The organism is Celeribacter marinus (assembly GCF_965656515.1).
GTDB lineage: Bacteria > Pseudomonadota > Alphaproteobacteria > Rhodobacterales > Rhodobacteraceae > Celeribacter > Celeribacter marinus_D.
The window spans coordinates 52,104-77,296 of sequence record NZ_CBFHKW010000004.1 but is presented as its reverse complement, the minus strand read 5'-3'; the positions used below and the strand labels follow the sequence as shown (position 1 = coordinate 77,296).

Annotated in this window: 26 protein-coding genes; 9 read left to right on the top strand and 17 right to left on the bottom strand. The window is 55.4% G+C overall.

Translation table 11 applies throughout. From position 1 onward, the window contains the following. Positions 1-925, top strand: a 925-nt coding sequence (locus tag ACTG34_RS01970; protein ID WP_439103365.1) for a S41 family peptidase, incomplete at its 5' end; no start/stop codon positions are given. Between the two features lie 60 nt (positions 926-985). Further along, entirely contained in the window at positions 986-1,468 is a 483-nt protein-coding gene (locus tag ACTG34_RS01965; protein ID WP_439103364.1) for an RNA pyrophosphohydrolase, read from the top strand. Between the two features lie 22 nt (positions 1,469-1,490). On the opposite strand, the gene ACTG34_RS01960 is transcribed toward ACTG34_RS01965, so the two are convergent. The 7 genes from ACTG34_RS01960 to dapD form a co-directional block, all read right to left on the bottom strand. After that, positions 1,491-2,750: a lytic murein transglycosylase gene (locus ACTG34_RS01960; protein ID WP_439103363.1), complete on the bottom strand. Its 1,260-nt coding sequence runs from the start codon at positions 2,748-2,750 to the stop codon at positions 1,491-1,493. A gap of 91 nt (positions 2,751-2,841) precedes the next feature. Beyond that, positions 2,842-5,097 (bottom strand): ribonuclease R, encoded by a 2,256-nt coding sequence (rnr, locus tag ACTG34_RS01955; RefSeq protein ID WP_439103362.1) that lies wholly within the window; start codon positions 5,095-5,097, stop codon positions 2,842-2,844. Between the two features lie 47 nt (positions 5,098-5,144). Continuing rightward, positions 5,145-5,723 (bottom strand): TIGR04282 family arsenosugar biosynthesis glycosyltransferase, encoded by a 579-nt coding sequence (locus tag ACTG34_RS01950; RefSeq protein WP_439103361.1) that lies wholly within the window; start codon positions 5,721-5,723, stop codon positions 5,145-5,147. Positions 5,724-5,740: 17 nt separating this feature from the next. Continuing rightward, complete coding sequence (locus ACTG34_RS01945; protein ID WP_439103360.1) at positions 5,741-6,166, bottom strand: GNAT family N-acetyltransferase; 426 nt, start codon at positions 6,164-6,166, stop codon at positions 5,741-5,743. Beyond that, positions 6,163-7,305, bottom strand: a complete 1,143-nt coding sequence (gene dapE / locus ACTG34_RS01940; protein ID WP_439103359.1) for a succinyl-diaminopimelate desuccinylase — start codon at positions 7,303-7,305, stop codon at positions 6,163-6,165. The genes ACTG34_RS01945 and dapE overlap by 4 nt, the downstream gene beginning before the upstream one ends. 93 nt (positions 7,306-7,398) lie before the next feature. Then, a complete protein-coding gene (locus ACTG34_RS01935; protein ID WP_439103358.1) occupies positions 7,399-7,752 on the bottom strand; it encodes a hypothetical protein in 354 nt (117 codons plus the stop codon). Further along, positions 7,745-8,572 (bottom strand): 2,3,4,5-tetrahydropyridine-2,6-dicarboxylate N-succinyltransferase, encoded by an 828-nt coding sequence (gene dapD / locus ACTG34_RS01930; protein WP_342843081.1) that lies wholly within the window; start codon positions 8,570-8,572, stop codon positions 7,745-7,747. The genes ACTG34_RS01935 and dapD overlap by 8 nt, the downstream gene beginning before the upstream one ends. Positions 8,573-8,696: 124 nt before the next feature. On the opposite strand from dapD, the gene ACTG34_RS01925 reads away from it, so the two are divergent. Further along, positions 8,697-9,557, top strand: coding sequence for a TIGR00730 family Rossman fold protein (locus ACTG34_RS01925; RefSeq protein WP_439103357.1), 861 nt, complete (start codon positions 8,697-8,699; stop codon positions 9,555-9,557). Between the two features lie 23 nt (positions 9,558-9,580). On the opposite strand, the gene ACTG34_RS01920 is transcribed toward ACTG34_RS01925, so the two are convergent. From ACTG34_RS01920 to ACTG34_RS01905, 4 genes are all read right to left on the bottom strand, one after another. Then, positions 9,581-9,772, bottom strand: coding sequence for a hypothetical protein (locus ACTG34_RS01920; RefSeq protein ID WP_439103356.1), 192 nt, complete (start codon positions 9,770-9,772; stop codon positions 9,581-9,583). A 25-nt stretch (positions 9,773-9,797) separates the two neighbouring features. Then, a complete protein-coding gene (locus ACTG34_RS01915; protein ID WP_439103355.1) occupies positions 9,798-10,166 on the bottom strand; it encodes a hypothetical protein in 369 nt (122 codons plus the stop codon). Between the two features lie 56 nt (positions 10,167-10,222). Further along, positions 10,223-11,410, bottom strand: a complete 1,188-nt coding sequence (gene rlmN, locus ACTG34_RS01910; protein ID WP_439103354.1) for a 23S rRNA (adenine(2503)-C(2))-methyltransferase RlmN — start codon at positions 11,408-11,410, stop codon at positions 10,223-10,225. A gap of 125 nt (positions 11,411-11,535) precedes the next feature. Then, complete coding sequence (locus ACTG34_RS01905; protein WP_439103353.1) at positions 11,536-12,060, bottom strand: invasion associated locus B family protein; 525 nt, start codon at positions 12,058-12,060, stop codon at positions 11,536-11,538. A 180-nt stretch (positions 12,061-12,240) separates the two neighbouring features. On the opposite strand from ACTG34_RS01905, the gene ACTG34_RS01900 reads away from it, so the two are divergent. Further along, the gene (locus tag ACTG34_RS01900) at positions 12,241-13,242 is read left to right on the top strand and encodes an asparaginase (protein WP_062217769.1); all 1,002 of its coding nucleotides are present in this window, start codon (positions 12,241-12,243) and stop codon (positions 13,240-13,242) included. A gap of 2 nt (positions 13,243-13,244) precedes the next feature. Here the strand turns inward: ACTG34_RS01900 and ACTG34_RS01895 are convergent, their stop codons facing one another. After that, positions 13,245-14,003, bottom strand: a complete 759-nt coding sequence (locus ACTG34_RS01895) for a TSUP family transporter (RefSeq protein WP_439103372.1) — start codon at positions 14,001-14,003, stop codon at positions 13,245-13,247. Beyond that, on the bottom strand, positions 14,003-14,887 hold the full coding sequence (serB, locus tag ACTG34_RS01890) for a phosphoserine phosphatase SerB (protein ID WP_439103352.1): 885 nt from the start codon (positions 14,885-14,887) through the stop codon (positions 14,003-14,005). The genes ACTG34_RS01895 and serB overlap by 1 nt, the downstream gene beginning before the upstream one ends. A 200-nt stretch (positions 14,888-15,087) precedes the next feature. Here serB and ACTG34_RS01885 point away from each other — a divergent pair, with 200 nt between their 5' ends. Both ACTG34_RS01885 and serA read left to right on the top strand, forming a co-directional pair. Further along, entirely contained in the window at positions 15,088-16,230 is a 1,143-nt protein-coding gene (locus ACTG34_RS01885) for a phosphoserine transaminase (RefSeq protein WP_439103351.1), read from the top strand. Between the two features lie 146 nt (positions 16,231-16,376). Next, positions 16,377-17,969: a phosphoglycerate dehydrogenase gene (gene serA / locus ACTG34_RS01880; protein WP_439103350.1), complete on the top strand. Its 1,593-nt coding sequence runs from the start codon at positions 16,377-16,379 to the stop codon at positions 17,967-17,969. 72 nt (positions 17,970-18,041) lie between these two features. Here serA and ACTG34_RS01875 read toward each other — a convergent pair whose 3' ends face one another. Then, positions 18,042-18,458 carry a gamma-glutamylcyclotransferase family protein gene (locus tag ACTG34_RS01875; RefSeq protein WP_439103349.1) on the bottom strand — a complete coding sequence of 139 codons (417 nt, stop codon included), beginning with the start codon at positions 18,456-18,458 and terminating at the stop codon, positions 18,042-18,044. Next, positions 18,455-18,898 carry a DUF4760 domain-containing protein gene (locus tag ACTG34_RS01870; RefSeq protein WP_156320739.1) on the bottom strand — a complete coding sequence of 148 codons (444 nt, stop codon included), beginning with the start codon at positions 18,896-18,898 and terminating at the stop codon, positions 18,455-18,457. The genes ACTG34_RS01875 and ACTG34_RS01870 overlap by 4 nt, the downstream gene beginning before the upstream one ends. A 96-nt stretch (positions 18,899-18,994) precedes the next feature. Between ACTG34_RS01870 and ACTG34_RS01865 the strand changes: the two genes are divergently transcribed. Beyond that, a complete protein-coding gene (locus ACTG34_RS01865; protein WP_439103348.1) occupies positions 18,995-19,735 on the top strand; it encodes a metallophosphoesterase family protein in 741 nt (246 codons plus the stop codon). 115 nt (positions 19,736-19,850) lie between these two features. Beyond that, the gene (locus ACTG34_RS01860; protein ID WP_439103347.1) at positions 19,851-22,082 is read left to right on the top strand and encodes an ATP-binding protein; all 2,232 of its coding nucleotides are present in this window, start codon (positions 19,851-19,853) and stop codon (positions 22,080-22,082) included. Here ACTG34_RS01860 and recQ read toward each other — a convergent pair whose 3' ends face one another. Further along, complete coding sequence (gene recQ, locus ACTG34_RS01855; protein WP_439103346.1) at positions 22,083-24,134, bottom strand: DNA helicase RecQ; 2,052 nt, start codon at positions 24,132-24,134, stop codon at positions 22,083-22,085. A 103-nt stretch (positions 24,135-24,237) separates the two neighbouring features. Beyond that, positions 24,238-24,525 carry a YggT family protein gene (locus ACTG34_RS01850; protein ID WP_439103345.1) on the bottom strand — a complete coding sequence of 96 codons (288 nt, stop codon included), beginning with the start codon at positions 24,523-24,525 and terminating at the stop codon, positions 24,238-24,240. Between the two features lie 132 nt (positions 24,526-24,657). On the opposite strand from ACTG34_RS01850, the gene ACTG34_RS01845 reads away from it, so the two are divergent. Next, positions 24,658-25,193 (top strand): acyl-CoA thioesterase (locus ACTG34_RS01845; protein WP_439103344.1); only part of this gene is annotated, 536 nt, incomplete at its 3' end.

The window sequence follows — 25,193 nt, the reverse complement described above, 5'->3', positions numbered from 1 at the left end:
ACATGTGGATGGCGACAGCGTTCTAGGAATGAATCTAGACGAAACCGTCGATTTGATGCGCGGTCCTGTTGGCTCTGAAATTATTATTACTGTGGTGCGCGAAGGTCTGGACGAGCCGTTCGACATTTCCATTGTGCGTGACACGATAAAATTAACGGCTGTACGGTCGCGCGTTGAAGGAAATTCCGTTGTTCTAAGAGTGACGACATTCAACGACCAGACATACCCGAACCTTGAGGAAGGTCTCAAAGAGAGTGCTAAGGAACTCGACGGGATTGACAACATTGACGGCGTCGTCATTGATTTGCGGAACAATCCGGGCGGCCTTTTGGATCAGGCCATCATGGTGTCCGATGCGTTCCTCAACGAGGGCGAAATTGTATCCACGCGGGGTCGCCTCGCCGATGATAGCCAGCGGGTGACCGCAGAGGTCGGCGATCTGGCTCAAGGCAAGCCAATCGTTGTTTTGATCAATGGCGGGTCGGCATCTGCGTCTGAGATTGTCGCTGGCGCACTCCAAGATCACCACCGCGCCATCGTTGTCGGAACCAAGTCGTTCGGAAAAGGATCGGTTCAAACCGTCATGCAATTGCGGTCAAGAGGCGCGATGCGTTTGACCACCGCTCGGTATTATACGCCATCAGGCCGATCCATTCAGGCGTTGGGTATCTCACCTGACATTGTCGTGGAGCAGCCGTCGCGGGCGCCCGAGTCAGAGGCTCCCACCGAAGAGGCGGCACCACGTTTCCGATCTGAATCCGATTTGCGAGGGGCGCTTGATAATGACAGCCTGACGGAAGACGAGATTCAGAAGATCGAAGAGGAACGTGCGATAGCAGACGAAGCGGCGAAGTTGCGGGACGAGGATTTCCAGCTTGCATACGCGCTTGATCTGTTGCGCGGTCTCTCCAAGATTAGCGATTGATGTGGCATCGGGGCGCTCATAGAGCGTCCCGTTTTGCTATCCGTTTTGGGAAAGTCTACGATGAAAAATATAGATGCGAGCACGCTACCTTACCGCCCGTGTGTCGGTGTGGTCTTGATCAATGCGCAGGGCAAAGTGTTTGTCGGTGAGCGTATTGATACCCCTGGCGCGTGGCAAATGCCCCAAGGCGGGATCGACGCCGGCGAAGCACCCCGCGATGCGGCCCTAAGAGAGCTTTGGGAAGAGACAGGTATAGAATCATCCGCAGTTGAGGTGATTGCCGAGACATCCGATTGGCTAACTTACGATTTGCCAGATGAGTTGTTGGGCAAAGTCTGGAAAGGCAAATACCGAGGCCAAAAGCAGCTTTGGGTTTTGATGACGTTCTCAGGTACAGATGCCGATATTCAGATCGCCACCGACCATCCCGAGTTCTCCAAATGGAAATGGTCCGACCGTGTCGCGCTCATCGATAGTATTGTCCCGTTCAAACGCGGTATTTATGAACGCGTTGTCGAAGAGTTCAGTGCGCATCTAGCCTAGATAGCAGGTTTGTCGCGGTCTATTAACGCAACTGGCCCAAGAGCGTTTGTGATGGATAGCCGTCAGGAGTGACGCCAATCGAGCGTTGAAAGTTCCGTATCGCGTTGATCGAATTTGGTCCGATAATTCCGTCGACCTTGTCGTCCAAGAACCCTTTGCGCTTTAAAATGCGCTGCATTTGTTTTTTCTCATTGAATGATAAAGGGTTGTATCCGCGAGGCCACGAGGCCTGAATTGGATCGCCACCTTTGAGACGGTCCGACAAATGGCCGACGCCAATCACGTAGGCGTCTGCTTTGTTGTAGCGTTCGATTACGCGAAAATTCTCGAAAATCATAAACGCGGCCCCTTGTGCGCCTGCGGGCAAAAGGATTGATGCGGCCCCGTAATTCGGGACCGGTTGGCCATTCATGCCGACCACACCAATTGAACCCCAGTCCGATGGGGAGCGCATGTTTTCGCGCCGAGCAGAGCCATAGTCAAATCCGCGTGGCAGCCGAACCTCGACGCCCCATGGCTGATTCTTGTTCCATCCGTGACGTGCAAGATATGCGGCTGTTGACGCGAGAGCGTCCGTTGGATCGTCTGACCAAATATCGCGTTTTCCATCTCCATCACCGTCAACGGCAAAGGCGAGAAAGGACGTTGGTATGAACTGGGTATGCCCCATCGCTCCCGCCCAACTGCCTGTCATATTACGCGGTGTTGTGTCGCCAGATTGCAAAATTTGGAGCGCGGCAATGAGTTGCGCCTCAAAGAACCGGCCGCGCCGCCCATCATAGGCCAATGTTGCGAGGGCTTCGATGATTGGAATGTCGCCACGCGTTGCCCCGTAGGCACTTTCCAATCCCCAAACTGCGGCAACAACATGTTTATCGACACCAAACCGCGCCTCAATATCGGCGAGGGTTTTGGCGTGCTTTCGCATCGCTGCTTTGCCGTTTTTAACACGCGTGGGTGAGGCCGCGCTATCGAGGTAGTCCCAAATTTGCTTGGTGAATTCGGACTGATTGCGATCCTTGGCGATAACGCTCTCGTTGTAGTCGATCCCTGTAAATGCGCGGGTCAGGACCGTTTGAGATATGCCCTCACGCGCTGCTCGTGCTTTAAAGGCGTCAATCCAACGATCAAAGCCGGCGTTGGATGTCGTCGAAACAAATTGCAAAAGAGAAGTCTCCGTTGAGAACGTATGCGGCGTAACAGAGCCTACAGGTTGTGCTGAACCCGCTTGACCAGCAAGCAGGACCGTTAAGCTAACAAACAAAGCACTTCGAAACGACATTTCGCACCTATACACGTGTTACTAATTTCTAAAACACTAACCCGAAACGGATGAGATCATAACGCATTTCATCTCTCTGGGCGAAAGTTCGCTAGTGGCGGCGCCGCACTACCTTTTTGCGCGCTTTGTCCTGTTTGGCTTTGTTTTTTCCATGTTTGCGTGACCTGTATTTTGACGCGCCGCGGCGTGCGCCACCGGGCATATTTTCGCCCTCTACTTGCAAAAGTTCTAGTTCTAACCCGCCGGTGATGGGGCTGGCATCTGCTATTTTGACCAATACGCTTTGACCAATGGCAAGTGTGACGCCGGTGTCTGATCCCATGAGCGTTTGACGCTCGGGATCAAATACGAAGAATTCGCGGCCAATCGAGCGCACGGGAACCAGACCATCAGCGCCAGTTTCATCGAGTTTTACAAACAGTCCGAACTTTTGGATGCCGGAAATATGCCCCGCCATTTCGTCGCCGATCCGTTCACTCAGGTATGATGCAAGATACCGATCGGTTGTATCGCGTTCAGCCGTCATAGAGCGGCGCTCGGTTTCCGAGATGTGTTTGGCGGTGACCTCAAGGCGATCAATTTCGTCAGGCGAAAGGCCATCCTTACCCCATCCGTGAGCCGACACCAGAGCGCGGTGAACGATCAAATCGGCATAGCGTCGAATGGGTGATGTAAAGTGTGCATATGACCTCAGCGCCAACCCAAAGTGCCCGAAGTTTTCAGGGTGGTAATAGGCTTGTGTCATGGAGCGCAACGTCGAGATGTTGATCAAGTCGTCTTGATCCGTGCCTGCGGCCTGTGCGAGCAACCTGTTGAGGTGCGAGGTATGAAGCACCTGACCTTTGGCCAATGTGAAGCCGGATGCACCAGCGATTTCTCGTAGGGCGTCTAGCTTTTCGTCTGACGGCTCCTCGTGCACGCGGTACAATAAAGGCCGATTGCGATGAAAGAGCTCTTCGGCGGCAGACACATTTGCCAACACCATGAACTCTTCGATTAGTTTATGTGCATCAAACCGTTCTGCAAAATTCACGGATTTGACGCGCCCATCCTCACCGAGAATGATTTTGCGTTCTGGCAGGTCAAGCTCAAGCGGCTGCCGCAGTCTTCGTGCATTCTTCAATGCGTCATAGGCCTGATAGATCGGATCAATAACGCTCTCCATGAGGCGGGCGCATTTCTCGTTTGGTGCACCATCACGCGCCTGTTGGACTTCGGCGTAATTCAGGGAGGCGGCGGACCGCATCAACCCGCGCAAGAAGGTGTGTTTGAGTTTTTTGCCTTGGGCGTCGATGGTCATTTTAACTGCGAGACATGCGCGCGGCACGCCCTCATGCAGTGAGCACAGATCTCCGGACAAGCGATCTGGAAGCATCGGCACAACGCGATCAGGGAAATAAGACGAATTTCCACGGGTCCACGCTTCGCGATCAAGCTGCGATCCGGGGGTCACATAGTGGGCAACATCAGCAATCGCGACCCAAAGAATAAAACCGCCCTTGTTGTTCGGGTCACCATCAGCTTCCGCCCAAATAGCGTCATCGTGATCTCGTGCATCCGCAGGATCGATTGTGACCAATGGGACATCGCGCAAATCTTCGCGTCCGGTCAAATCGGCGGGTGTGGCGGCGTCAGCCTCGTCGATAACGGCATCAGGAAAGTCGTCTGGAATACCCAGCTGATGGATGGCGATCAATGAGACCGCTTTGGGTGCCGTGGGATCGCCAAGCCGTGTCACAATCCGCGCAACCGGTAATCCCATGCGCCCTGTGGGCCCTGCCTGTTCCGCCTCGACCAATTCGCCGTCTTTTGCGCCACCCTCATTGCCAGCCTTTACCAGCCAGTCTTTGTTCGACCCTTTGTCGATCGGCAAAACACGCCCGCCTTCGGCAGACTTTCGGAATACACCGAGAATTTTGTGTGGGTTCGTGCCGATTTTGCGGATCAAGCGGGCCTGATACTGGTGATCCTCACCTTTGATCTCTTGTAGTTTTGCGAGGATCCGCTCCCCTTCGCCAAGGGCGGAATCTTCTTCACGCACTACCATAAGAATGCGCGGCTCTGGCCCGTCTCCCGTCCACTCAAGTGGCCGCGCGAACAGATCGCCGTCCTTGTCAGGGCCTAGAATGGCGAGAACAGAAACGGGTGGAAGCTTGTCCGGGTCTCGGTAGGTCTTGCTTCGCTTGGTGAGGTGCCCTTCGGCTTCCAACTCCTTCAAAATGCGTTTCAGGTCGATACGCGCAGCCCCTTTTATGCCAAAGGCTTTCGCTATATCGCGCTTTGACGTCTGAGTCGGGTGCTGTGAAATCCAGTTTTGAATTTCGGCTTTTGTTGGAATTTTATTCATGAGGTAATCTACCACGGCCAATTTAAAGGCACCATGAGAAACGAGGGCTACGAATCCGCGTTTTCGCGCATCCATGCGATCAGGTCATCGCGTGTGTCGATGTCATTGAGAGTACGCCCAATATGCCACGTTAAATCAGGGCAGCTTTCGAGCGTGTCTACGCGGGCAAAATGTGATGACCAACGTACATTGTTCAAAAATCCGGATGGAACTGCACGGGTGTTTTTGAGCCCAATTAGCCAATAGCCGCCATCGGGCGATGGCCCAATCGTAGCATCATGAGACCCTAAGCCGCGAAAGGCGGTCTCAATATCATGTGGTCGAATTGTGGGAATGTCCGAGCCTGTGATACAGGTTGGGTGCGGGTGAAACGCTCGTAACAGGCGCGCCATACGCTTGCCAAGGTCTCCATGCCCCTGTGCGATACGTGGAACATGGGCGGGCCAAACGCGACTTGATTGCCCGGCGTTGTCGGGAGAGACCGCGAGAATCAAATCCCATTTGGGGCTACGCAAGCGCCGTATGGTCCGCAACGCTTCGGTGCGATACCAGTGTGCGGCCTCAACATATCCGATGTCTCGCCCCAATCGGGTCTTTACGCGACCCGGGTGTGGCTCCTTGACCATGAGGACGAGCTTTTGTCTCAAAGCGCGCGCATCATGTCGTGATGAGGGATGCCGCCATCCATGTACTCACCACCAATAACGCGAAACCCCAAGTTTTGGTAAAACGAAATGGCGTGGTTTTGCGCGCCAAGTTTGGCCTGTGTGATGTGAGGACGCGTGCGTAAATCGGTCAGGCATGTTTCGATCAGGCGTTTGCCCAAACCTGTTCCGCGATGTGATTTTGAAACACACACGCGTCCGATTTTCCCGATGTGGCCTTGTTCATAAACACGCGCCGTTCCGACATTTTGCCCATCTTCTGTTTGCGCCAAAAAGTGAGTGGAAACGGGATCGAGATCATCAAGTTCCTCATCCACCGGCACCATTTGTTCGCGGACAAACACCTCTAGGCGAAGAGAAAGGCACGCATCGATATCTGTGGTTTTTGAAATCAGAATTGTCATGCAAAATAGTCTTTGATCAGACGCGCATAAATGCTTTTGAGTTGCGTGATTTGTTCCACGGGAACGTGCTCGTCGACTTGGTGCATGGTCTTTCCGACCAATCCGAACTCGACCACAGGGCAATGTTTTTGAATAAACCGCGCATCGGATGTACCGCCAGATGTCGACAGCTCAGGTTTGAGCCCCGTCTCGGCCTCGACCGCTGCGGCCAGCATATCAACAAAATATCCGGGTTGGGTTACGAAGCTTTCGCCAGATATTGTGACGCGAACCGCGAATTCAATGCCGGTTTCCTCTGCCATTTTGGCAGCTTTTGCCTCTAACCAAGTGGTCAATTCTGCGCCGGTGTGAGCATCATTAAACCGAATGTTGACAGTTGCGTTGCACTGGCTGGGGATCACATTTGTTGCAGTGTTTCCTGTGTCAAATGTTGTCGCCACGAGAGAGGATGCGTCGAAATGCGCGGTCCCTTGGTCCAGCGTGTGGTTGGACAACTGATCAATCAGGCGCGCCATTGCAGGCACAGGGTTTTTTGCACGATGGGGGTAAGCTGCGTGCCCTTGGATGCCTGTCGCAGTGAAATACGCGGTGAGCGACCCGCGCCGACCGATTTTCATCATCTCGCCCATTGTATTCGGACAGGTCGGCTCGCCCACAAGGCACTCTGTCATGCGCTCGCCATTGGCCTCCATCCACTCCAATAGCGCCACAGTTCCATCCGTTGCATCGCCCTCTTCGTCGCCGGTAATGGCAATGGCAATGGAGCCGCTTTTGGGCGTGTGTTGTGTCACATGATCCACAGCGGCTGCAACGAAACAGGCCACGCCAGATTTCATATCGGTCGCGCCACGGCCCCACAATATTCCGCCAGAAATTTCGCCGCCAAACGGCGCGTGCGTCCATGCGGCGGCATCCCCGACGGGCACCACATCCGTGTGGCCATTAAACCCGAGTGTGCGCTCGGATTTGTCACCCCAGCGCGCGAAAAGGTTGGCGGTGCCGTTGCGATCGACGCGCGTGCACTGAAAACCTGCGCCGGACAAAACGCGTTCAAGCAATTGTAGCGCGCCACCCTCAATGGGCGTCACGGATTCACAGCGGATGAGGTCGGCGGAAAGTTGGATCGGATCAAGTGTCATGTCGGCTCCCTGTCATTACTACAGGGTTAGCGCGGTGGGCGCGGGATGACAAATGCAAGTATGGGGTCAAGTTGACTGAGGACTTATATGCCCTCAGTCAGAGTGAGTTTCGTCGTCAAAAAAGGGTGTCATTTGTGCGACGATCACGGAGTTTTCGTCAAGTGCACGTTGCATGAGCTCCTTTTCATCATCCGAAATGTCGTGCCCTTCAGAAAGGCGCTCCTCAAGCGTGCCGTAGCCTGTAACATCCAGTGGCGCCACATCCGCCGTTTTTAGAACGGCGACCGTTTCACGGACGGCCTCGGCCTCGTCTACACCTGACGCGTAGATCATCAACGCACCACCTGTCGCACCTATGGGCAAGCCATCACCCTCCTTGCGTCCTATTTGGACGAGGAGAGTGTAGACTTTTTGCCGCGATGGCTTTTTCTTGGGCGCCTCAGTCACGGAGCAACTCGTTGATTCCGGTTTTTGAGCGCGTGCGCTCATCAACGCGTTTGACGATAACTGCGCAGTATAGGTTCACACCGTTTTTCGAGGGCATAGAACCGGCGACAACAACGGAGTACGGCGGCACTTCGCCGTATGTCACAACGCCTGTTTCGCGGTCGAGAATCTTTGTCGACTGGCCGATAAAGACGCCCATTCCCAAAACAGAGCCTTCGCGAACGATGCAGCCCTCAACAACTTCGGAGCGCGCCCCGATAAAGCAGTTGTCCTCGATGATCGTAGGGCCAGCTTGCATGGGCTCAAGAACGCCACCGATACCTACGCCACCCGAGAGGTGGACGTTTTTGCCGATCTGGGCGCAGGAGCCAACGGTGGCCCATGTGTCTACCATTGTGCCCTCACCGACATGCGCGCCGAGGTTTACAAATGATGGCATCAGAACAACGCCCGGTGCGATATAGGCGGATTTGCGGACTACGCAGTTGGGAACGGCACGAAAGCCGGCGGCTTTCCATTCGGCCTCGCCCCAACCTTTGAACTTGCTATCGACCTTGTCCCACCAACCGGACCCTTGCGGGCCGCCATCGTGCAGTTCCATGTCTTTGATTCGAAAGCCAAGCAATACAGCCTTTTTTGCCCATTGGTTGACGTGCCAATCGCCGTTTTCCAACTTTTCAGCAACGCGGAGTTTGCCGCTATCTAGGGCGTTCAAAGTTGTCTCGATTGCATCGCGTGTCTCGCCTGTTGTGGCGGCCGTGATGGTATCACGAGCGTCCCATGCGGATTCGATTGCGGTTTCAAGTTGTGCGTTGGACATGTGCGTCTCCCAAGTGTCATGGAATATCTGTTGCAGGTGGCTATAGTCTGTGCGACGCGCTTTCGCAACGCGAGAGCGTCGCCCGCGACAATTGAAACGCACGAGTAAAAAAGTGAGACATGTCATGTCCAATCCCCCCGAGCACCCTCTTCGCCGTCACCCGCTTCGCGATAGCCATACGGATATGGAGACTGCACAGCACACGCCCGATACCGCACAAACCCGGGCGCCCGCCTATAAGTTGGCGTTTTCCGATGTCGATTTTATGTGCCGTGATGAATTGCGCCCCGTCCGCCTACAACTTGAATTGCTCAAGCCCGAGATGATGATGGCGGAATACGGTGTCGAAAGTACCATTGTGATGTTCGGCGGCGCACGCATTCCAGAGCCTGCGAAAAAAGAAAGCGCAAAGACCAAAACATTGGCGGATTTGTCCAAATACTACGATGAGGCGCGAACTTTTGCGCGGCTCATGACGGAGCGCGCCAAAAAGAACGGGCATCGTGAGGATGTTATCGTTACGGGTGGTGGTCCCGGCGTGATGGAGGCGGGCAACCGTGGTGCGGTTGATGCGGGCGGGGTCTCTATCGGTCTCAACATCGTGTTACCGCATGAGCAGGCCCCGAACGAATACGTGACGCCAGACCTGTGTTTCAACTTTCATTACTTTGCTATTCGCAAAATGCACTTCTTGATGCGCGCCAAAGCTTTGGCGGTGTTCCCCGGTGGGTTTGGGACGCTGGACGAGATGTTCGAGACCCTAACCCTGATCCAAACAGGACGCATGAACCGCATTCCAGTCGTGCTGTTCGGTGGTGAGTTTTGGCAAAAGATCATCAACTGGGACGCATTGGCCGATGCAGGTACGATCTCGCGTGATGACCTTGATCTGTTTCGGTTTGTCGAGACCGCAGAGGAGGCGATTGCCGCAATCGATGCGTGGGATTACGGCGAAGGGCGGCGTGACGCCCTGCCGGGTCGCTGATCAATTGGCGTGAGATGACGGCATCATAAGGCTTCGGTATGGCTTTTGGTGCCGTCGATCACGATCGCCGTGTGACGCAGGTTCATGCGGTCTTTCATATAGCGCTCCATCGCCATATCCTGCAGAATGCCACCGATGGTGTCACCGTTTTGACGTGCAATAATGTGCATGAGTTCAACGGTATTTTTGGGCAAAAAGAGCGTAATTTGTTCCATGTAGACCTCAATATTGAGAAAGTTCTTAGAGTATACGCGGGGTAGATTCGATCTGTTCCGCTATGGGGGTGAGTTGTGAGTTTTGCGGGAGGGCCGCACCGAAACGGTGTGTAAGGCTCGCATAAGATTGGCCTAGGTCGTCGACGCTCCACAATTTTTGACCGCTCAGAGTTTGCAAGATTAGGGATTTACGCCCCAGATCGAGTGCATAGCCGCGTGCCATCAGGGCCGCGTGCAGGTCGTCCCAGGTCCGCGCAAGAGCAAAGTCGTGGCGCAGCCAAGCGGCGAGGGTATGCTGTTTGGTCGGAAGGGGCGGCGACAAACCCAAAGGCCGCGCAGCCAAGGCGTGGCGCGGTCCAATGTCGGGTGTGATTCTGATTTGATGCGGGTCCATACAGATATGATGGACCCACGTGGTTAAGGTGCCGTTATCGAAATCCTAAGTGTCTGTTAAGATCCAGTCTCGGCCGCAATTTGTGCCCGCGATTTCCGTTCCCGCTCTGTTGCGGATTTCAGTTGCCCACAGGCCGCCATGATGTCTTCGCCGCGTGGGGTGCGGATTGGCGAGGCGTAGCCCGCGGCCATCAAGATACGTGCAAAGGCATGAATGCGGTTGTTTGACGAGCGTGTGTATGGCGCACCCGGCCATTCGTTGAACGGGATCAGGTTCACTTTCGATGGAATACCGTCCAACAATCTGACCAACCTGTGCGCATCTTCGTCGCTATCGTTCACGCCATTGAGCATCACATACTCAAAGGTGATCCGCTCGGAATTGGACGCCTTGGGATATTCGCGCAGCGCGTCTAACAGAGCCTCGATATTCCACCGCTTGTTGATCGGGACCAACTTATCGCGTGTCGCATCCTCGGTTGCGTGGAATGACACGGCAAGCAAGCAGCCGATCTCTTTTGCCGTACGGTGAATTTCGGGCACAACGCCAGATGTCGACAGTGTAATGCGACGACGACCAAGGGCGATGCCCTCGCCGTCCATCACGATCTTCATTGCATCGCGCACGTTCTCGAAATTGTAGAGTGGCTCACCCATACCCATCAATACAACGTTGGACAAAAGACGCGCTTCGCCCTCGTTGTGCTCGCCTTTTTCGGGCCACTCGCCAAGGTCATCGCGCGCCATCATCACCTGGCCGACAATCTCGGCAGGGGTCAAGTTGCGTACCAGTTTTTGGGTGCCTGTGTGGCAGAACGAACAGGTTAGCGTACAGCCAACTTGGGACGAAATGCAGAGCGTGCCACGGTTGTCTTCGGGGATGTAGACCACCTCGACCTCGTGGCCGCCATTGATCCGCACAAGGTATTTGCGGGTGCCATCGTCGGACACCTGTTTTGAAATCACCTCGGGTATGCGAACCTCGAACGCTTCACAAAGTGAGCTTCGCAACGCTTTGCTGAGATTTGTCATCTCTTCAAAGTCGCGCACACCCCATTGGTAGATCCATTGCCAGATTTGACCAACGCGCATTTTTGCCTGCTTTTCAGGCGTGCCGTGCTCAACAAGGAGCGCGCGCATTTGGTCACGTGACAAGCCGACAAAATTGATTTTGCCGCTCTGCCCGTCGCTGTCTTTGCGCGGAATAGTCAAAATGTCCGGCGTGATAGGTGCGCTGGGGGCCATGTCATATCTCTTTTTCGTGGTGAGTTGGCGCGGCTTCTACAGGATTTTTGCAACCAAAGGAAGCCATAGGAAAAGGCCCCGCTGTATCAGCGAGGCCGAAATTTTTCAGACGTAGCGCAAAGGTGTTACCCGCCGCAGCGTTTTTCAGCATCTTCAACCGAAGCTGTAAAGCCCAAGAGCGAGAAAGTGTCTTTGGTGTAGGTGCCGCGTGCCGAATACCCTGACAAGGATGCTGCCGCGCCGCGTTTCATGGCTGCGACGATCTTCGCGTCATCCTCGGGTGTGACAGCCCACGCGGTTTCGTTCTCGGTGAAGAGTGCAAACTTTGTGCCACCGATTTCGAGTGTCACTTCGGAGCCACCGGCAAACGGGTAGCCGCCCGCGAATGAAACCTGTCCCTTTATGCCCGTTGATGGGGCATAGGACACGAACATTAGGATTTCGCCGCGCCGCACGGATTTGATGCGGCCCGAACTATCGGTGTTCACAGTCTCTTTGGGTTTCGATACCGCCCAGCATTGCGTGCCCTCTTGGAACACGTACCAGTCGGTATTTGACGCCACTTGATTGCTGCTTTCTTGTGCAAATGCCACTGTTGCGGCGAGTGCGAATGTCGCACCAAGGACGAATTTCTTAATGGAATGGAACATGGATATTTCGCTGCCTCTAGCTATCTCGGCCCGTTACCGATACGCCTCCGCTGTCTTTAGCTGCGGTTCTGACATGATGGGCCCGTTAAATACTCAATTGGCACAGTAGCGTAAAACCGTCAAATTGGGAAAGACCCCTTGGCAGAAATTCGCTGAAACGTGATTGGGAGAGATTTTAAGATGGCAGACCGTGTTGTGGAAATGGTTGATATCTGGCGTGGCCCTGTGGCGGAAAGCCGCCATACAGGCATGGCGGTTGTCTGTAATGCCGCTGGAGAAGTCATTGATGGGTGGGGCGACCTAGACACGGTGATCCTGCCGCGCTCATCGGTCAAGATGATCCAAGCCTTGCCGCTTGTGGCGTCTGGTGCTGCGGATGCAGCGGGTCTGACGGTCGATCAATTGGCGTTTTCGTGCGCTTCGCATAACGGTGATAAAATCCATACTGACAAAGCGCGAGCATGGCTTGGCGCGTTGGGCCTGTCCGATGACGATTTGATTTGTGGCATTCAGGAACCGATGGGCAAACAGTCTCGCCGCGCTCTGCTTAAGGCCGATGAAACCCCGTGCCGTGTGCATAACAATTGTTCGGGCAAGCATTGCGGGTTTTTGACACTGTCCAAACACCTCGGTGCCGGTCCTGACTATGTGCATCCTGATCATCCCGTACAAAAATCTGCGCTCGACGCCTTTGAGACGGTGACGGGCGAAACCTCACCGGGGTTTGGGATTGATGGCTGCTCCGCGCCAAATTTTGCCACGTCGATGCGCGGCCTTGGTCGGGCGATGGGCTATTTTGCGGGCGCGCGTGAGGATGGCGATGCCTTGTCACAAGCGGCATTGCGTTTGCACCAAGCGATGCGTTTGCATCCCGATCTGGTTGCGGGTGAGGGGCGCGCGTGCACCGAATTGATGCGTGCGGCCAAAGGCAAAGTGACGATCAAAACAGGGGCCGAGGGCGTGTTCACCGCCATCCTTCCCGACCAAGGGTTGGGCGTGGCGCTTAAAATCACCGATGGGGCTACGCGTGCTTCGGAATGCGCGATTGCGGGGCTTTTGGTGAAGCTGGGCGCGCTAGACGCCAATGATCCAGTTGTCCGTAAGTATCTCAATCCCGAGATCAAAAACTTTGCGGGCCTTGTTACGGGTGAGGTCAAACTCGCCGCAGGTTTTCCCGTCTGAGGTCAGATCAGATCCCAAAGTAATTTCAACGCAAGAACGGTTGAGACCACAACCAACACGGGGCGGATGAGTTTTGCCCCGATGCGGGAGGCAAGCGTCGATCCGACGTAGGCCCCCGCAACCTGTGCCGCGCCCATTGCCAAGCCAAGCATCCAGAACGGTTTTGCCACCAATAAGAATCCCGTGAGCCCTCCGATATTGGAGGCAAAGTTGAGCAGCTTGGTGTGAGCGGTGGCCTTTAGGATGCCGTAGCCCGCGAGGGTTACAAACCCGATCATGAAAAACGCGCCTGTCCCGGGGCCAATGAGGCCATCGTAAAACCCGATCAGCGGCACAAAGGCAGCTGTAAACAAGAGCGGCGTGATGCGCTGCACGCGGTCCACATCATCAAGCCCCTTTTTGAACGCGAAAAACAACGCCACACTGATGAGCAACACGGGCAAGCCCAAGCGGATCACATCGGTGGGAAGCGATGACGCAAACAAAGCGCCGATCAAGGCCCCCGCGAACGAGATCACCGCGGCCACCCATTGGCGGCGCACATCCACATAACCCGCCCGCGCATAGTTGACCGCCGCCATGCCCGACCCGAACAACGCTTGGACTTTGTTAGTGGCGAGGGCCGTGACGGGGGGAATGCCCGCGAGCAACAAAGCAGGCACCGTGATCAACCCACCCCCGCCCGCGATGGAGTCAATAAACCCCGCAGCAAAAGCGGCTACGATCAAAAGAAAAAGAAGGTCGCCTGAGACCTCAAACATCATGCGGATGCGCCTGCGAATTCGTCTTTGGCGTAGCCTTGGATATAGAGCAATGCGGTCAGGTCGCCGTGGTTGATACGAATATCGCACTGCGCCGCAACGGAGGGTTTCGCGTGCAGCGCCACGCCCGCGCCCGCGATCTCAAGCATGCCCAGATCATTGGCCCCGTCCCCCACGGCCATCACATCGTCATGTGACAGGTCAAGGCGGGCGGTGATCTCTTTGAGTGCAGTGACTTTCGCCTCGCGCCCCAAAATCGGCAGGCCCGGTTTGCCGACGAGTTTGCCGCCCTCGACCAACAGCGTGTTGGCGCGGTTTTCGTCGAACCCGAGCGCCTCGGCCACATAGCCCGTGAAGGCAGTAAAGCCCCCCGAGACGAGGGCCGCATAGGCACCGTTTGCTTTCATTGTGGCGAGTAATGTAGGTCCGCCAGACATAAATGTAATGCGCTCGTCGATCACCGTTTGAATGACGCTTTCTGGAAGGTCTTTGAGCAAGGCCACGCGTTCGGTCAGCGCCCCGTCGAAATCCAGTTCGCCGTTCATTGCCTTTGCGGTGATCGCCTTTACATGGTCGCCAACCCCCGCCACATCGGCGAGCTCGTCGATGCACTCTTGTTCAATCATGGTGCTGTCCATGTCGGCCAACAGCATCTTTTTACGCCGCCCCTCGACGGGCTGGACGATTAGGTCGATCCCTTGGGTTTGCAGCGCATCCCATACGTCCCAACGGTTGGGCGGCATGTCGGCGACGGGAAATTCGGCGGCCTCTCCTGTGGCCAGCCACTGTGCATCGCCCCCGCCCCACGCATTGCGTAATGCCTCCACGGCCTCACGTGAGAGCGATGGATGGGACGGGGCGGTGAGTAGGGTGACAACATACATGGGTGCAAGCTCTCCAAAGGTAGTCGGCACGCGCGGCGCGCCATCCAAGTCTGATGACCCTGTTAATGGCGCGCTTACCAATGGGCAACTATTTTGCCGCACCCGCGAACAAGTCGTTGCCAGACTCATCGAAAGCAATTAAACGCGGCGATGGGACACCTCTCCCCAACGAGAGGCTTATATCTGGAAGGATACCAGCAATGGCTATTCAAGCTCCGGCCACGCGGCCGGCTAACCCGCGTTTTTCGTCTGGCCCTTGTGCCAAAATCCCTACATTTTCGCTCGATCTGCTGTCTGACGCGCCCCTTGGCCGCTCACACCGTGCAGCTGTTGGCAAAGCCAAGCTGTTGGCCGCCATCGAGACGACCCGCGAGATTCTCGGCATCCCAGAAGATTACAAAATCGGTATCGTTCCCGGCTCGGATACGGGTGCGGTTGAAATGGCTATGTGGTCGCTTTTGGGTGCACGTAAAGCAACGATGGTTGCATGGGAATCCTTTGGTGCGGGTTGGGTCACGGATGTGGTCAAACAGCTCAAAATCGACGCTGATGTGATGACGGCCGAGTACGGCGATATCGTTGATTTCGATACGGTCGACTTTAACACAGACGTGGTTTTCACGTGGAACGGTACCACATCTGGTGCGCGCGTCCCGAACGGTGACAAGATCCCCGCAGCCCGCGACGGCCTGACGATTTGCGATGCGACGTCTGCCGCGTTTGCGATGGATCTGCCGTGGGACAAACTCGACGTCACCACATTCTCTTGGCAAAAAGTACTTGGCGGCGAAGCGGCGCACGGCATTATTGTCTTGTCCCCGCGTGCTGTCGAGCGCCTTGAAAGCTACACGCCTGCATGGCCTATGCCAAAGATTTTCCGCATGACCAAAGGCGGAAAACTGATTGATGGCATCTTCAAGGGCGAGACGATCAACACGCCATCGATGCTGGCCGTTGAGGACTATCTGGTCGCACTTGACTGGGCCAAATCGGTCGGCGGTCTTGAGGGTTTGATTGCGCGCGCAACCGCAAATGCCAAAGTGATTTGGGATTTCTGCGATGCCAAACCATGGATTGCAAACCTCGCAAATGATCCGGCCACGGCGTCGAACACCTCTGTGTGTTTGAAGTTCACCGACGACAGAATTCAGGACGGTGCAGCGTTTGCAAAAGCGGTTGCCAAACGTCTTGAGGTCGAGGGTGTCGCTCTTGATATCGGGGCGTACCGTGATGCGCCTGCGGGTCTTCGGATCTGGTGTGGCGGCACTGTTGAAACGGCTGATGTGGCGGCGTTGATGCCGTGGCTTGAGTACGCGTTCGAGGCTGAAATCGCAGCCCAATAAGGGTGTCGGCACCGCGTCGGCTTTTCGTCGGACTTTCGTCGGGCAAAAGGTCAATCTGACGCGGGAATTTCATCCGGATATTATCGCGGGCGACATCGCCCGCGACCCTCCCAACCCAATTTCATTCGATCCAAGGAGTGTGCCCAATGGCCCCCAAAGTTCTCGTCTCCGACAGCCTGTCCGAAACCGCCGTCCAGATTTTCCGTGACCGTGGCATCGAAGTTGATTTTCTCCCCGCACTTGGCAAAGACAAAGATGCGCTTGCTGCCGTGATCGGTAAATATGACGGTCTCGCAATCCGTTCTGCGACCAAAGTGACGCCCTCACTTTTGGAGCATGCAACCAACCTCAAAGTGGTCGGTCGCGCAGGTATCGGCACCGATAACGTCGACAAAGAAGCCTCGTCCAAAAAGGGCGTGATTGTCATGAACACGCCGTTTGGCAACATGATCACCACAGCCGAACACGCCATCGCGATGATGTTCGCCGTTGCCCGTCAAATTCCCGAGGCCTCTGCATCCACGCATGCCGGCAAATGGGAAAAATCCAAATTCATGGGTGTCGAGTTGACGGCGAAAACGCTTGGCGTGATCGGTGCGGGTAACATCGGCGGTATCGTGTGTGACCGTGCACGTGGCCTGAAAATGAAAGTCATCGCTTACGATCCCTTTCTGTCCGAAGAGCGCGCCATCGAGATGGGCGTTGAAAAGGTTGAATTGGATGCGTTGCTTGCGCGCGCCGATTTCATCACTTTGCACGTGCCGCTGACCGATAGCACCCGCAACATCCTCTCTGCTGAAAACCTCGCTAAGACCAAAAAAGGTGTGCGCATTGTCAACTGTGCGCGCGGTGGTCTCATTGACGAAGAAGCTTTGGCCGAATTGCTCAAATCCGGTCATGTCGCGGGTGCCGCCCTTGACGTGTTCGAGGTTGAGCCTGCGACAGAAAACGTGTTGTTCGGTTTGCCGAACGTTGTTTGCACGCCGCACCTTGGCGCGTCCACATCGGAAGCCCAAGAGAACGTGGCGCTGCAAGTGGCCGAGCAAATGTCCAACTACCTGCTCGACGGCGCGGTCGAGAACGCGCTCAACATGCCATCCATGACCGCCGAAGAAGCCAAAATTATGGGCCCATGGGTCACTTTGGCGGAAAACCTCGGATCCTTTATCGGTCAGGTTACCGATGAGGCGATCAAGGAAATCAACGTCACGTTCGACGGTGTGGCCGCCGAGATGAACCTCAAAGCTCTGGAAGCAGCGGTTGTTGCGGGCATCATGCAGGCCTCGAACCCTGACGTGAACATGGTGTCCGCACCTGTGATCGCCAAAGAGCGCGGCATCCAGATTTCCAAAACCACCCAAGACGCAACAGGCACGTTTGACGGCTATATCAAGCTCGACATCCAAACCGTTGAAAAGTACCGCACCATCGCGGGCACTGTATTTTCGGACGGCAAGCCGCGTTTCATCCAGATCAAAGGCATCACCATCGATTCCGAGGTGGGCGAGCACATGCTCTACACCACCAACCAAGACGTCCCCGGTATCCTTGGCAAACTCGGTACGCTCTTGGCCGAACACGATGAAAACATCGCCAACTTCACCTTGGGCCGTGCGGCACCGGGTGGCGATGCGATTGCTGTGACATTCCTCGACACCCCGATCAAGGCGACAACTGTAAAAGCGCTCAAGGATAGCGGGTTGTTCCAACACGTGCGTCCGCTTCACTTCAAAGCGTAAGCGATCACCACCGAAATATGACGAAGGCCGCCCGATTGTGGCGGCCTTTTTCGTGGCGGTATTGATGCCAAATCAGGTGCGAAATTTACCGTCCGGTATTTGGGCATTATCGTTTAGCGGCCAGTTGTACATATAGACCCACGCTTGGCACGTCTCGCCGCCATGATGCACCGTGCGCAATTCGCGGCGGTATTCGTATGGTGGCTCAAAGGGCGGGCCTATGTCCTCATAAAGGTCGAGCTGATCAATCACGTCTGCGGCGTTTTTGCCAAGCCGAAACAGGTCCCCATGTACGATGTCGGTGGGGGCGTCACTGTCTATAACCCCCGGATAATAGCTTACCGTATACAGGCGGCCCTGCATTGTTGCCGCGCCAAGGTGGGTCGAATTCTCGCGCAGGAGCCGCGCCATATCGTTGTCCTCTATCGCCCGCATCAGAGTGCCATAGACAAATAGATGATCGCCCATTTTTGAATGTGGGTGGGTCATTTTTTCGGCGCCAAAGATGTGACGAGATGATCAAGGTTCTCATAGCCGTATTTGCGCATGTAGCTGACGACAAAGGCATGATCGCCTAAGCGGCGAATGTAGTAGTCAAACATATCAAGCACCTCATCGCGGCGGATGTTTTTGTTCTTGAGTTGCACGGCGATGAATTCGAAAAAGTTCAAATAGTCCACGAAAGCTTCGTGGGAGTCGGTGCCATCCATGTTGTCGATATCGGTGGACAGTTGCCGGATCTCCTCCTCGGGTTCGTAGTCAAGGATCCGGCGCACAGGGTCAAAGCGATCGTTCTCGTAGAACTGTTGATACAGGCGGTAGAGCCATTCGGAGCGGCGCAGTTTGGCGTCACGGCGATAGGTCATCAGGGCCATAACCGCACCGATGACGATGACGCTTGTTTGCGCCCATTCTCTAAATTGATCCAACAATTTTGTCGCTCCGCCTTTCCATTCTGCTCCAGAAAACCATAGTAGTGTTGCGGGCGGATGCAATCATCCGCATGACGGACCAAAGGACATACTATGCGCATTTACGCCATTGGCGATATTCACGGACAACTCGATATGCTCAAAGCCGCTCATGCGCGGATCGAGGCGGATAAGGCGCGGGTCGGGGATGCGGATGCGCAGATCGTTCACCTTGGCGATTACACGGATCGTGGCCCTGACAGTCGTGGCGTCATTCAATACCTCAAAGACGGGGTTGAGCGCGGTGAGCCATGGGTGTTGATCCGTGGCAATCATGACCGGATGTTCACGCGCTTTGCCCGTTTTGGCATTGCCCATGATGAACGGATCAAGTCGGGCCTCTCATGGCTCGACCCGCGTTTGGGCGGTCAGACAACACTGGCCTCATACGGCGTTGAGTCCGAGGATGGGGCGTTCGAGTTGGCTCACATGCGCGCGAAAAAGGCGGTGCCTGACGATCACCTGACCTTTTTGGAGGGCTTGCCGTTGACCTATGAATGGGAGGGCTATCTGTTTGTTCATGCGGGGATCAATCCCAAGGTGGCGCTTGCCGATCAAGACGAGGATGATCTGATCTGGATTCGCGAAGGTTGGCTTGATTTTCACGGACATCTGCCGTTGCGGGTCGTGCATGGTCACACCGCACTGGATGCGCCGACCCATTTTGGCAATCGCATCGATATTGATACAGGGGCGGGATATGGCCGCCCGATGACCGCCTTGGTGATTGAGAATGGTCATGAAGAAGTTGTCACCCAGACGGGTCGTGCGCCGCTCGAGCATGTGACCGCCTAAAGCGTGAACCGTTTTCATGAAATTTTCGATAGTCTGTTAAGAGATTTTTCACCCTGACCACCGATTTTATCCCAAAGCCCTCGCTGCGTAGGGTGTGGGACAAAGAGGTCATGCGATGGATTACCCCGATATGGTCGTACAGGAGCGGCGTGCCCGCTTGGCTGCGGAACGTTTGTTAGAGCTCAAGCAAGCAGAGCTCTATGATGCGAATCGTAAGCTGTCGAAACATGCGTTGTCCTTGTCAGGTGAGATCATCGAGAAGCGCGAGGAAGCCGAGTTTCTAAAGGTCGAAAACTCGCGTACCCGTGACGATCTGGATAAGGCGAACACAGCGATTGTGATTGCCGAGCGGCGTTTGTGGGACTCCTTGGAAACCATTCAGGATGGGTTCGCGGTGTTTGATCCCTCTGACACCATGATCGCGGCCAATTCCGCCTATCTACGTGTATTCGACGATTTGGAGGATGTGCAGCCCGGTATTACCTACACCGAAATCGTCCGACTGGCTGTCGAAGAGGGGATTATTGATGTCGGTGATCTATCGCGGGACGCCTATGTCGAGGCGGCGGTGACGCGATGGCGCGCCGCCACGCGTGAGCCGCAAACGGTGCGGTTATGGAACAACCAATACATCAAAATGGTCGATCGCCGGTCGCGCGATGGCGATATGGTTTCGTTGGGTCTGAACATCACGAGTACCATCCGGTACGAAGAGCGCCTTAAGAAAGCGCGGTACAGAGCGGAAAGCGCGAACCGTGCCAAATCGGCCTTTCTCGCCAATATGAGCCATGAAATCCGGACGCCAATGAATGGCATGGTCGGAATGGCGGAGTTGTTGGCAGAGACGCATTTGGACGAGGAACAGTTGCTGTTTGTTGAAACGATCAAAAACAGCGGCGCTGCGTTGTTAACTCTGATCAATGACGTGCTCGATTACTCCAAGATCGAAGCGTCGAAACTGTCGTTGCATCCCGAGGTGTTCGATCTAGAGCATTGCATTCATGATGTTTTGGTATTGTTGCAACCGAATGCCGCGCCAAAGGGGCTTTCGTTGATCATTGATTACGACATGTTCATGCCCACCAGTTTTGTCGGTGATCCGGGACGGGTGCGCCAAGTGTTGACGAATCTGATCGGCAATGCGGTTAAATTTACGCGCGAAGGACATGTGATTGTGCGCGTTGTTGGCGTGCCGCAGAACGACGGCGCATCTCAACGCGTCCATATTTCGGTCGAGGATACGGGCATTGGTATTCCTGCGCAGTTCAGGGACCATATCTTTGGCGAGTTCAATCAGGTTGAGGGCGAGCGGAATCGCAAGTTCGAAGGCACCGGTCTTGGCCTCGCAATCACGCGAGAGTTGATCACTTTGATGGATGGCGAGATTTGGGTGGATAGTATCGAGGGCGAAGGATCCTGTTTTGGGTTCTGCCTGTCGATGGCGACAGCCCCCGAAATCGACGAAAATAGTGTTCCCGCATGGATTAAAGATGTCGCTGTCGTCGAAGACATTGAGGCGAATGCGCAGATTTTGACTAAGCAATTGTCGGCATTGGGCGTCACCACAACGCTCTATCCAACACAACAGGCGGCGCTCGATGCGCCCGTTCAGGCAGACGCCTACCTGATTAGTCAAAAGGCGATTGAGGATATTGACGCATTTGTTGTTGCGTTACGCGATGCGGGCGTCGAGACAAATCATCTTTTGATGGTGTCTAGCGGGACGACCAAGGCACCGATTGACGCGAACATCGAGATAATCCATCGCCCTCTATTGCGCGCTGAATTATGCCGTGCACTTTCGGCATTGCCGCCGATTGAGAGGCCCAACGCCCTCGATTTACCAGATGACGTAGCGCATGTAGATCACGTGAGTGCGCCGCGTCTCATGCGTATTCTCGCGGCCGAAGACAACATGACCAACCAGTTGGTGTTCGGTAAAATGATCAAGGCGTTAGATATTGATCTGGTCTTTGCGAACAACGGCCAAGAGGCGATTGATCTCTACCAAAGCTTTGATCCCGATCTGGTCTTTATGGACATCTCAATGCCCGAAGTGGACGGCAAAGAGGCAACGCGCCGCATTCGAGATATCGAAACCAACACCGGCAAACATGTTCCGATTGTCGCGATGACGGCGCACGCAATGCCAGGGGACGAAGAGGAAATTTTGTCCCACGGGCTAGACTATTACATGACAAAACCGCTCCGCAAAGCGGCTATTATTGATCGTATTTTGATGGAGCATCCGATGGATTGCAAGCCGGTCGCACCCATGGATGACACACCAATGGAGTCCGACGTTATGCGTGCAGACCAAGGTGCGTCCGCTCAGATAAACGTGTAATTACCCGTTCGCGATAGCGCCAAGAAACGCGTCTCCGAACCGTTCCGCGGGGCGGTCGCCCAATAGGCGGACCAATCCGTCATGATCGCGGGGGCGTTGTTTGACCACACGTGCAATTTGGGCGGAGGTGAGTGTGACAGGCTTGAGCGTGCCGCATTCCCCGCGGCTGAGTCGCGTTTGGATGTCTTGTAGGGTGTCGAATAAATCGCCGCCGCCTGATGATGCCAACTTGCGCCGCGCGGGATGCGTGTCCGGCGCATTCGCACCTAAAATGACGGATAAGAACAGAGCGCCGAACCGCTCCAACTTTTTCGCGCCCACGCCGCCAATTCGGGCCATCGCGTCCAACGTATCGGGGCGCTTCTCGGCCATTTCAATGAGGGTGCGATCGGCAAAAACGACATAGGCGGGCACACGCGCCTCTTCGGCGAGGGCGCGGCGTTTTGCCTTGAGCGCGGACAAGAGCGGTGCATCTTCTTCGGACACGAGAGAACGCACCATTGGATCCTTTTTCGCACGCACAATCGTGTCGCGTCGCAAGGTGATTTCGCCCTCGCCCTTGAGGATCGGCACGGCAGGTTCGGTCATGTAGAGCGCGCCGTGGCGGTCAGGGTTGGGGCGCACCAAATCGGCTCCCATCATTTGACGAAAGACGGCGTTCCATTGGCGTTTGTCGTACTCTTTGCCGATGCCGAACACACTGAGTTGATCGTGGCTCCACTGTTTCGTTTTGTCGGTCATCTTTCCCATGAGCACATCGATCAGGTGCCCCGCACCAAAACCCTCGTCACAGCGCAACACTGCGGAGAGTGCTTTGCGCACCGCTTGGGTTCCATCGAACAGGTCGGGGGGCGTGTCACATAGATCGCAAGTGCCACAGGGCTGGGTTGTCTCTCCGAAATAGGCGAGCAGGTTTTGGCGGCGGCACACTTGGGCTTCTGCAATCCCAAGCAATGCATTGAGGCGCGCATGGTCGGCGGCGCGGCGTTCCGAGGGCGCGGGGCTCTCGTCGATCTGACTGCGGCGAAACCGTATGTCATCGGGACCAAACAGGGTGAGGGTTTCGGCCCGCGCCCCGTCACGACCGGCGCGACCGATCTCTTGGTAATACCCCTCGACGGATTTGGGCAAGTCGGCGTGTGCGACCCAACGGATGTCGGGTTTGTCGATGCCCATGCCAAAGGCGACGGTGGCCACGACGATCAATTCGTCTTCTTGTTGAAAGCGGCGCTCAACATCTCGGCGCATCTCGGGGTCCATGCCGCCGTGATACGCGAGGGAGAGGTGGCCGGCATCCGTGAGTGCCTTGGCTAGGCTTTCCGTTTTCGCCCGCGTTCCGCAATACACGATCCCCGACTGGCCTTTGCGCGCCGCGGCAAAGTCAAGGATCTGGCGGCGAGGACTATCCTTGACCGCAAAGGCGAGATGAATGTTCGGACGATCAAACCCGCGCAAAAAGGTTTCCGGTTGAGCGCCGTCAAACAGGCGTGTGACGATCTCGGCGCGGGTTTCCTCGTCGGCGGTGGCGGTAAAGGCAGCTAGTGGGACATCAAGGACGCGGCGCAAATCGCCAATGCGTAGATAGTCTGGTCGAAAGTCGTGCCCCCATTGGCTAACACAGTGCGCCTCATCCACCGCGATGAAAGAGACATTCGCACGGCGCAACATCGGCAAGGTGCCGCCAGACGCGAGGCGTTCAGGCGCCATATAAAGTAGCTTTAGACGCCCCTCATTGAGTGCCGCGAATACAGCATCGTTTTCCTCATCGGTGTTGCCTGATGTGAGGGCGCCCGCTTCGACACCTGCGGCGCGCAACGCCTGGACTTGGTCGCGCATGAGGGCGATGAGGGGGGAGATGACAATTGTGAGGCCGTCACGGCACAGCGCGGGAAGCTGGAAGCATAGAGATTTTCCGCCACCCGTTGGCATAATCGCAAGGACGTTTTTGCCGTCCACTACGGCATCGACAATTTCGGCTTGGCCAAGTCGAAAGGCGTCAAAGCCAAAGACGGATGACAAAAGGGAAAGCGCCTGTGAGGTGTCGGATGCCATGAATACTGCTCTTTTTGATTGTGAGCAGAATCGCACGGCGCGCGCGCGGCCTCAAGGGGCATTCGCCCCTGACGTTCAAAAGCCGCGCAAAGTGCCGTGTTTTTTACATGAAGTGGTAGGCGTTATTTTGGATGATGGTTTCAATCGCGTAAATTGCGATGAATGCAACCAGCGGCGCGAGATCGAGACCGTTCATCGCGGGTAGGCGGCGACGGATTGGACCGTAGATTGGCTCTAGCAGGCGCGATAGGCCTTCCCAAATTTGGAAGACCAAGGGTTGGCGCATATTGAGAACCTGAAAGTTGATCAACCAACTCATGATGATGTGTACGATCATGACAAATTTAACGATCCCGAGGATCATAAGTAGAATTTGGATGAGTGAGATCATGTGAGTGCGCCTTCGGTTTCAAGTTCCGCAGATATCTAAGGTCTCTACGTCCTTTGCGCAAGAGAGACGCAAATTCAGGTTTGTCGTAACGTCGCGGTTGACGCCGCAGTGCGGCGCGATGATGGTGGCGAAATGTATCCATTTATCCGTATGATTTATCAGTCGTTCAAGTTTCGCCGCGCGCCAAAACTTGGTCTGTTCGAAACCCATCACTCACAGCATTATTGTTTGCCGTGGGACATAGATTTTTGGATGGAGCTGAACAACGGGCGCACACTTACCCTGTTTGATTTGGGCCGCGTACCAATGTCTATCCGCAACGGATCGGCCGCGGCCGCGCGGGCGGGTGGTTTTGGATTGGCCGTTGCTGGGGCCTCCGTGCGCTACCGCAAACGCGTCACGATATTTCAAAAAATCGATATGGTGACGCGCCCTGTCGGGTTCGATGACAAGTTTCTCTACATGGAGCAGTCTATGTGGAACGCCAAGGGCGAGTGTTGCAATCACGTCCTTATTCGTGGGGCAGTCACGCAAAATCGCCGCATGGTGCCACCGATCGAGTTGCTGAAAGCCGTAGACCCGAATGTGCAAAGTCCAGCGCTACCCGCATGGGTTGAGAACTGGATCGAGGCGGATAACACACGCCCGTGGCCCCCAACACGCGACTA

What these genes read in the sequence shown, in the direction of transcription:
- ACTG34_RS01965 (WP_439103364.1), top strand. Translation starts at nt 986, where the DNA reads ATGAAAAATATAGATGCGAGCACGCTACCTTACCGCCCGTGTGTCGGT.
- ACTG34_RS01960 (WP_439103363.1), bottom strand. Translation starts at nt 2,750, where the DNA reads ATGTCGTTTCGAAGTGCTTTGTTTGTTAGCTTAACGGTCCTGCTTGCT.
- rnr (WP_439103362.1), bottom strand. Translation starts at nt 5,097, where the DNA reads ATGAATAAAATTCCAACAAAAGCCGAAATTCAAAACTGGATTTCACAG.
- ACTG34_RS01950 (WP_439103361.1), bottom strand. Translation starts at nt 5,723, where the DNA reads ATGGTCAAGGAGCCACACCCGGGTCGCGTAAAGACCCGATTGGGGCGA.
- ACTG34_RS01945 (WP_439103360.1), bottom strand. Translation starts at nt 6,166, where the DNA reads ATGACAATTCTGATTTCAAAAACCACAGATATCGATGCGTGCCTTTCT.
- dapE (WP_439103359.1), bottom strand. Translation starts at nt 7,305, where the DNA reads ATGACACTTGATCCGATCCAACTTTCCGCCGACCTCATCCGCTGTGAA.
- dapD (WP_342843081.1), bottom strand. Translation starts at nt 8,572, where the DNA reads ATGTCCAACGCACAACTTGAAACCGCAATCGAATCCGCATGGGACGCT.
- ACTG34_RS01925 (WP_439103357.1), top strand. Translation starts at nt 8,697, where the DNA reads ATGTCCAATCCCCCCGAGCACCCTCTTCGCCGTCACCCGCTTCGCGAT.
- ACTG34_RS01920 (WP_439103356.1), bottom strand. Translation starts at nt 9,772, where the DNA reads ATGGAACAAATTACGCTCTTTTTGCCCAAAAATACCGTTGAACTCATG.
- ACTG34_RS01915 (WP_439103355.1), bottom strand. Translation starts at nt 10,166, where the DNA reads ATGGACCCGCATCAAATCAGAATCACACCCGACATTGGACCGCGCCAC.
- rlmN (WP_439103354.1), bottom strand. Translation starts at nt 11,410, where the DNA reads ATGGCCCCCAGCGCACCTATCACGCCGGACATTTTGACTATTCCGCGC.
- ACTG34_RS01905 (WP_439103353.1), bottom strand. Translation starts at nt 12,060, where the DNA reads ATGTTCCATTCCATTAAGAAATTCGTCCTTGGTGCGACATTCGCACTC.
- ACTG34_RS01900 (WP_062217769.1), top strand. Translation starts at nt 12,241, where the DNA reads ATGGCAGACCGTGTTGTGGAAATGGTTGATATCTGGCGTGGCCCTGTG.
- ACTG34_RS01895 (WP_439103372.1), bottom strand. Translation starts at nt 14,003, where the DNA reads ATGTTTGAGGTCTCAGGCGACCTTCTTTTTCTTTTGATCGTAGCCGCT.
- serB (WP_439103352.1), bottom strand. Translation starts at nt 14,887, where the DNA reads ATGTATGTTGTCACCCTACTCACCGCCCCGTCCCATCCATCGCTCTCA.
- ACTG34_RS01885 (WP_439103351.1), top strand. Translation starts at nt 15,088, where the DNA reads ATGGCTATTCAAGCTCCGGCCACGCGGCCGGCTAACCCGCGTTTTTCG.
- serA (WP_439103350.1), top strand. Translation starts at nt 16,377, where the DNA reads ATGGCCCCCAAAGTTCTCGTCTCCGACAGCCTGTCCGAAACCGCCGTC.
- ACTG34_RS01875 (WP_439103349.1), bottom strand. Translation starts at nt 18,458, where the DNA reads ATGACCCACCCACATTCAAAAATGGGCGATCATCTATTTGTCTATGGC.
- ACTG34_RS01865 (WP_439103348.1), top strand. Translation starts at nt 18,995, where the DNA reads ATGCGCATTTACGCCATTGGCGATATTCACGGACAACTCGATATGCTC.
- ACTG34_RS01860 (WP_439103347.1), top strand. Translation starts at nt 19,851, where the DNA reads ATGGATTACCCCGATATGGTCGTACAGGAGCGGCGTGCCCGCTTGGCT.
- recQ (WP_439103346.1), bottom strand. Translation starts at nt 24,134, where the DNA reads ATGGCATCCGACACCTCACAGGCGCTTTCCCTTTTGTCATCCGTCTTT.
- ACTG34_RS01850 (WP_439103345.1), bottom strand. Translation starts at nt 24,525, where the DNA reads ATGATCTCACTCATCCAAATTCTACTTATGATCCTCGGGATCGTTAAA.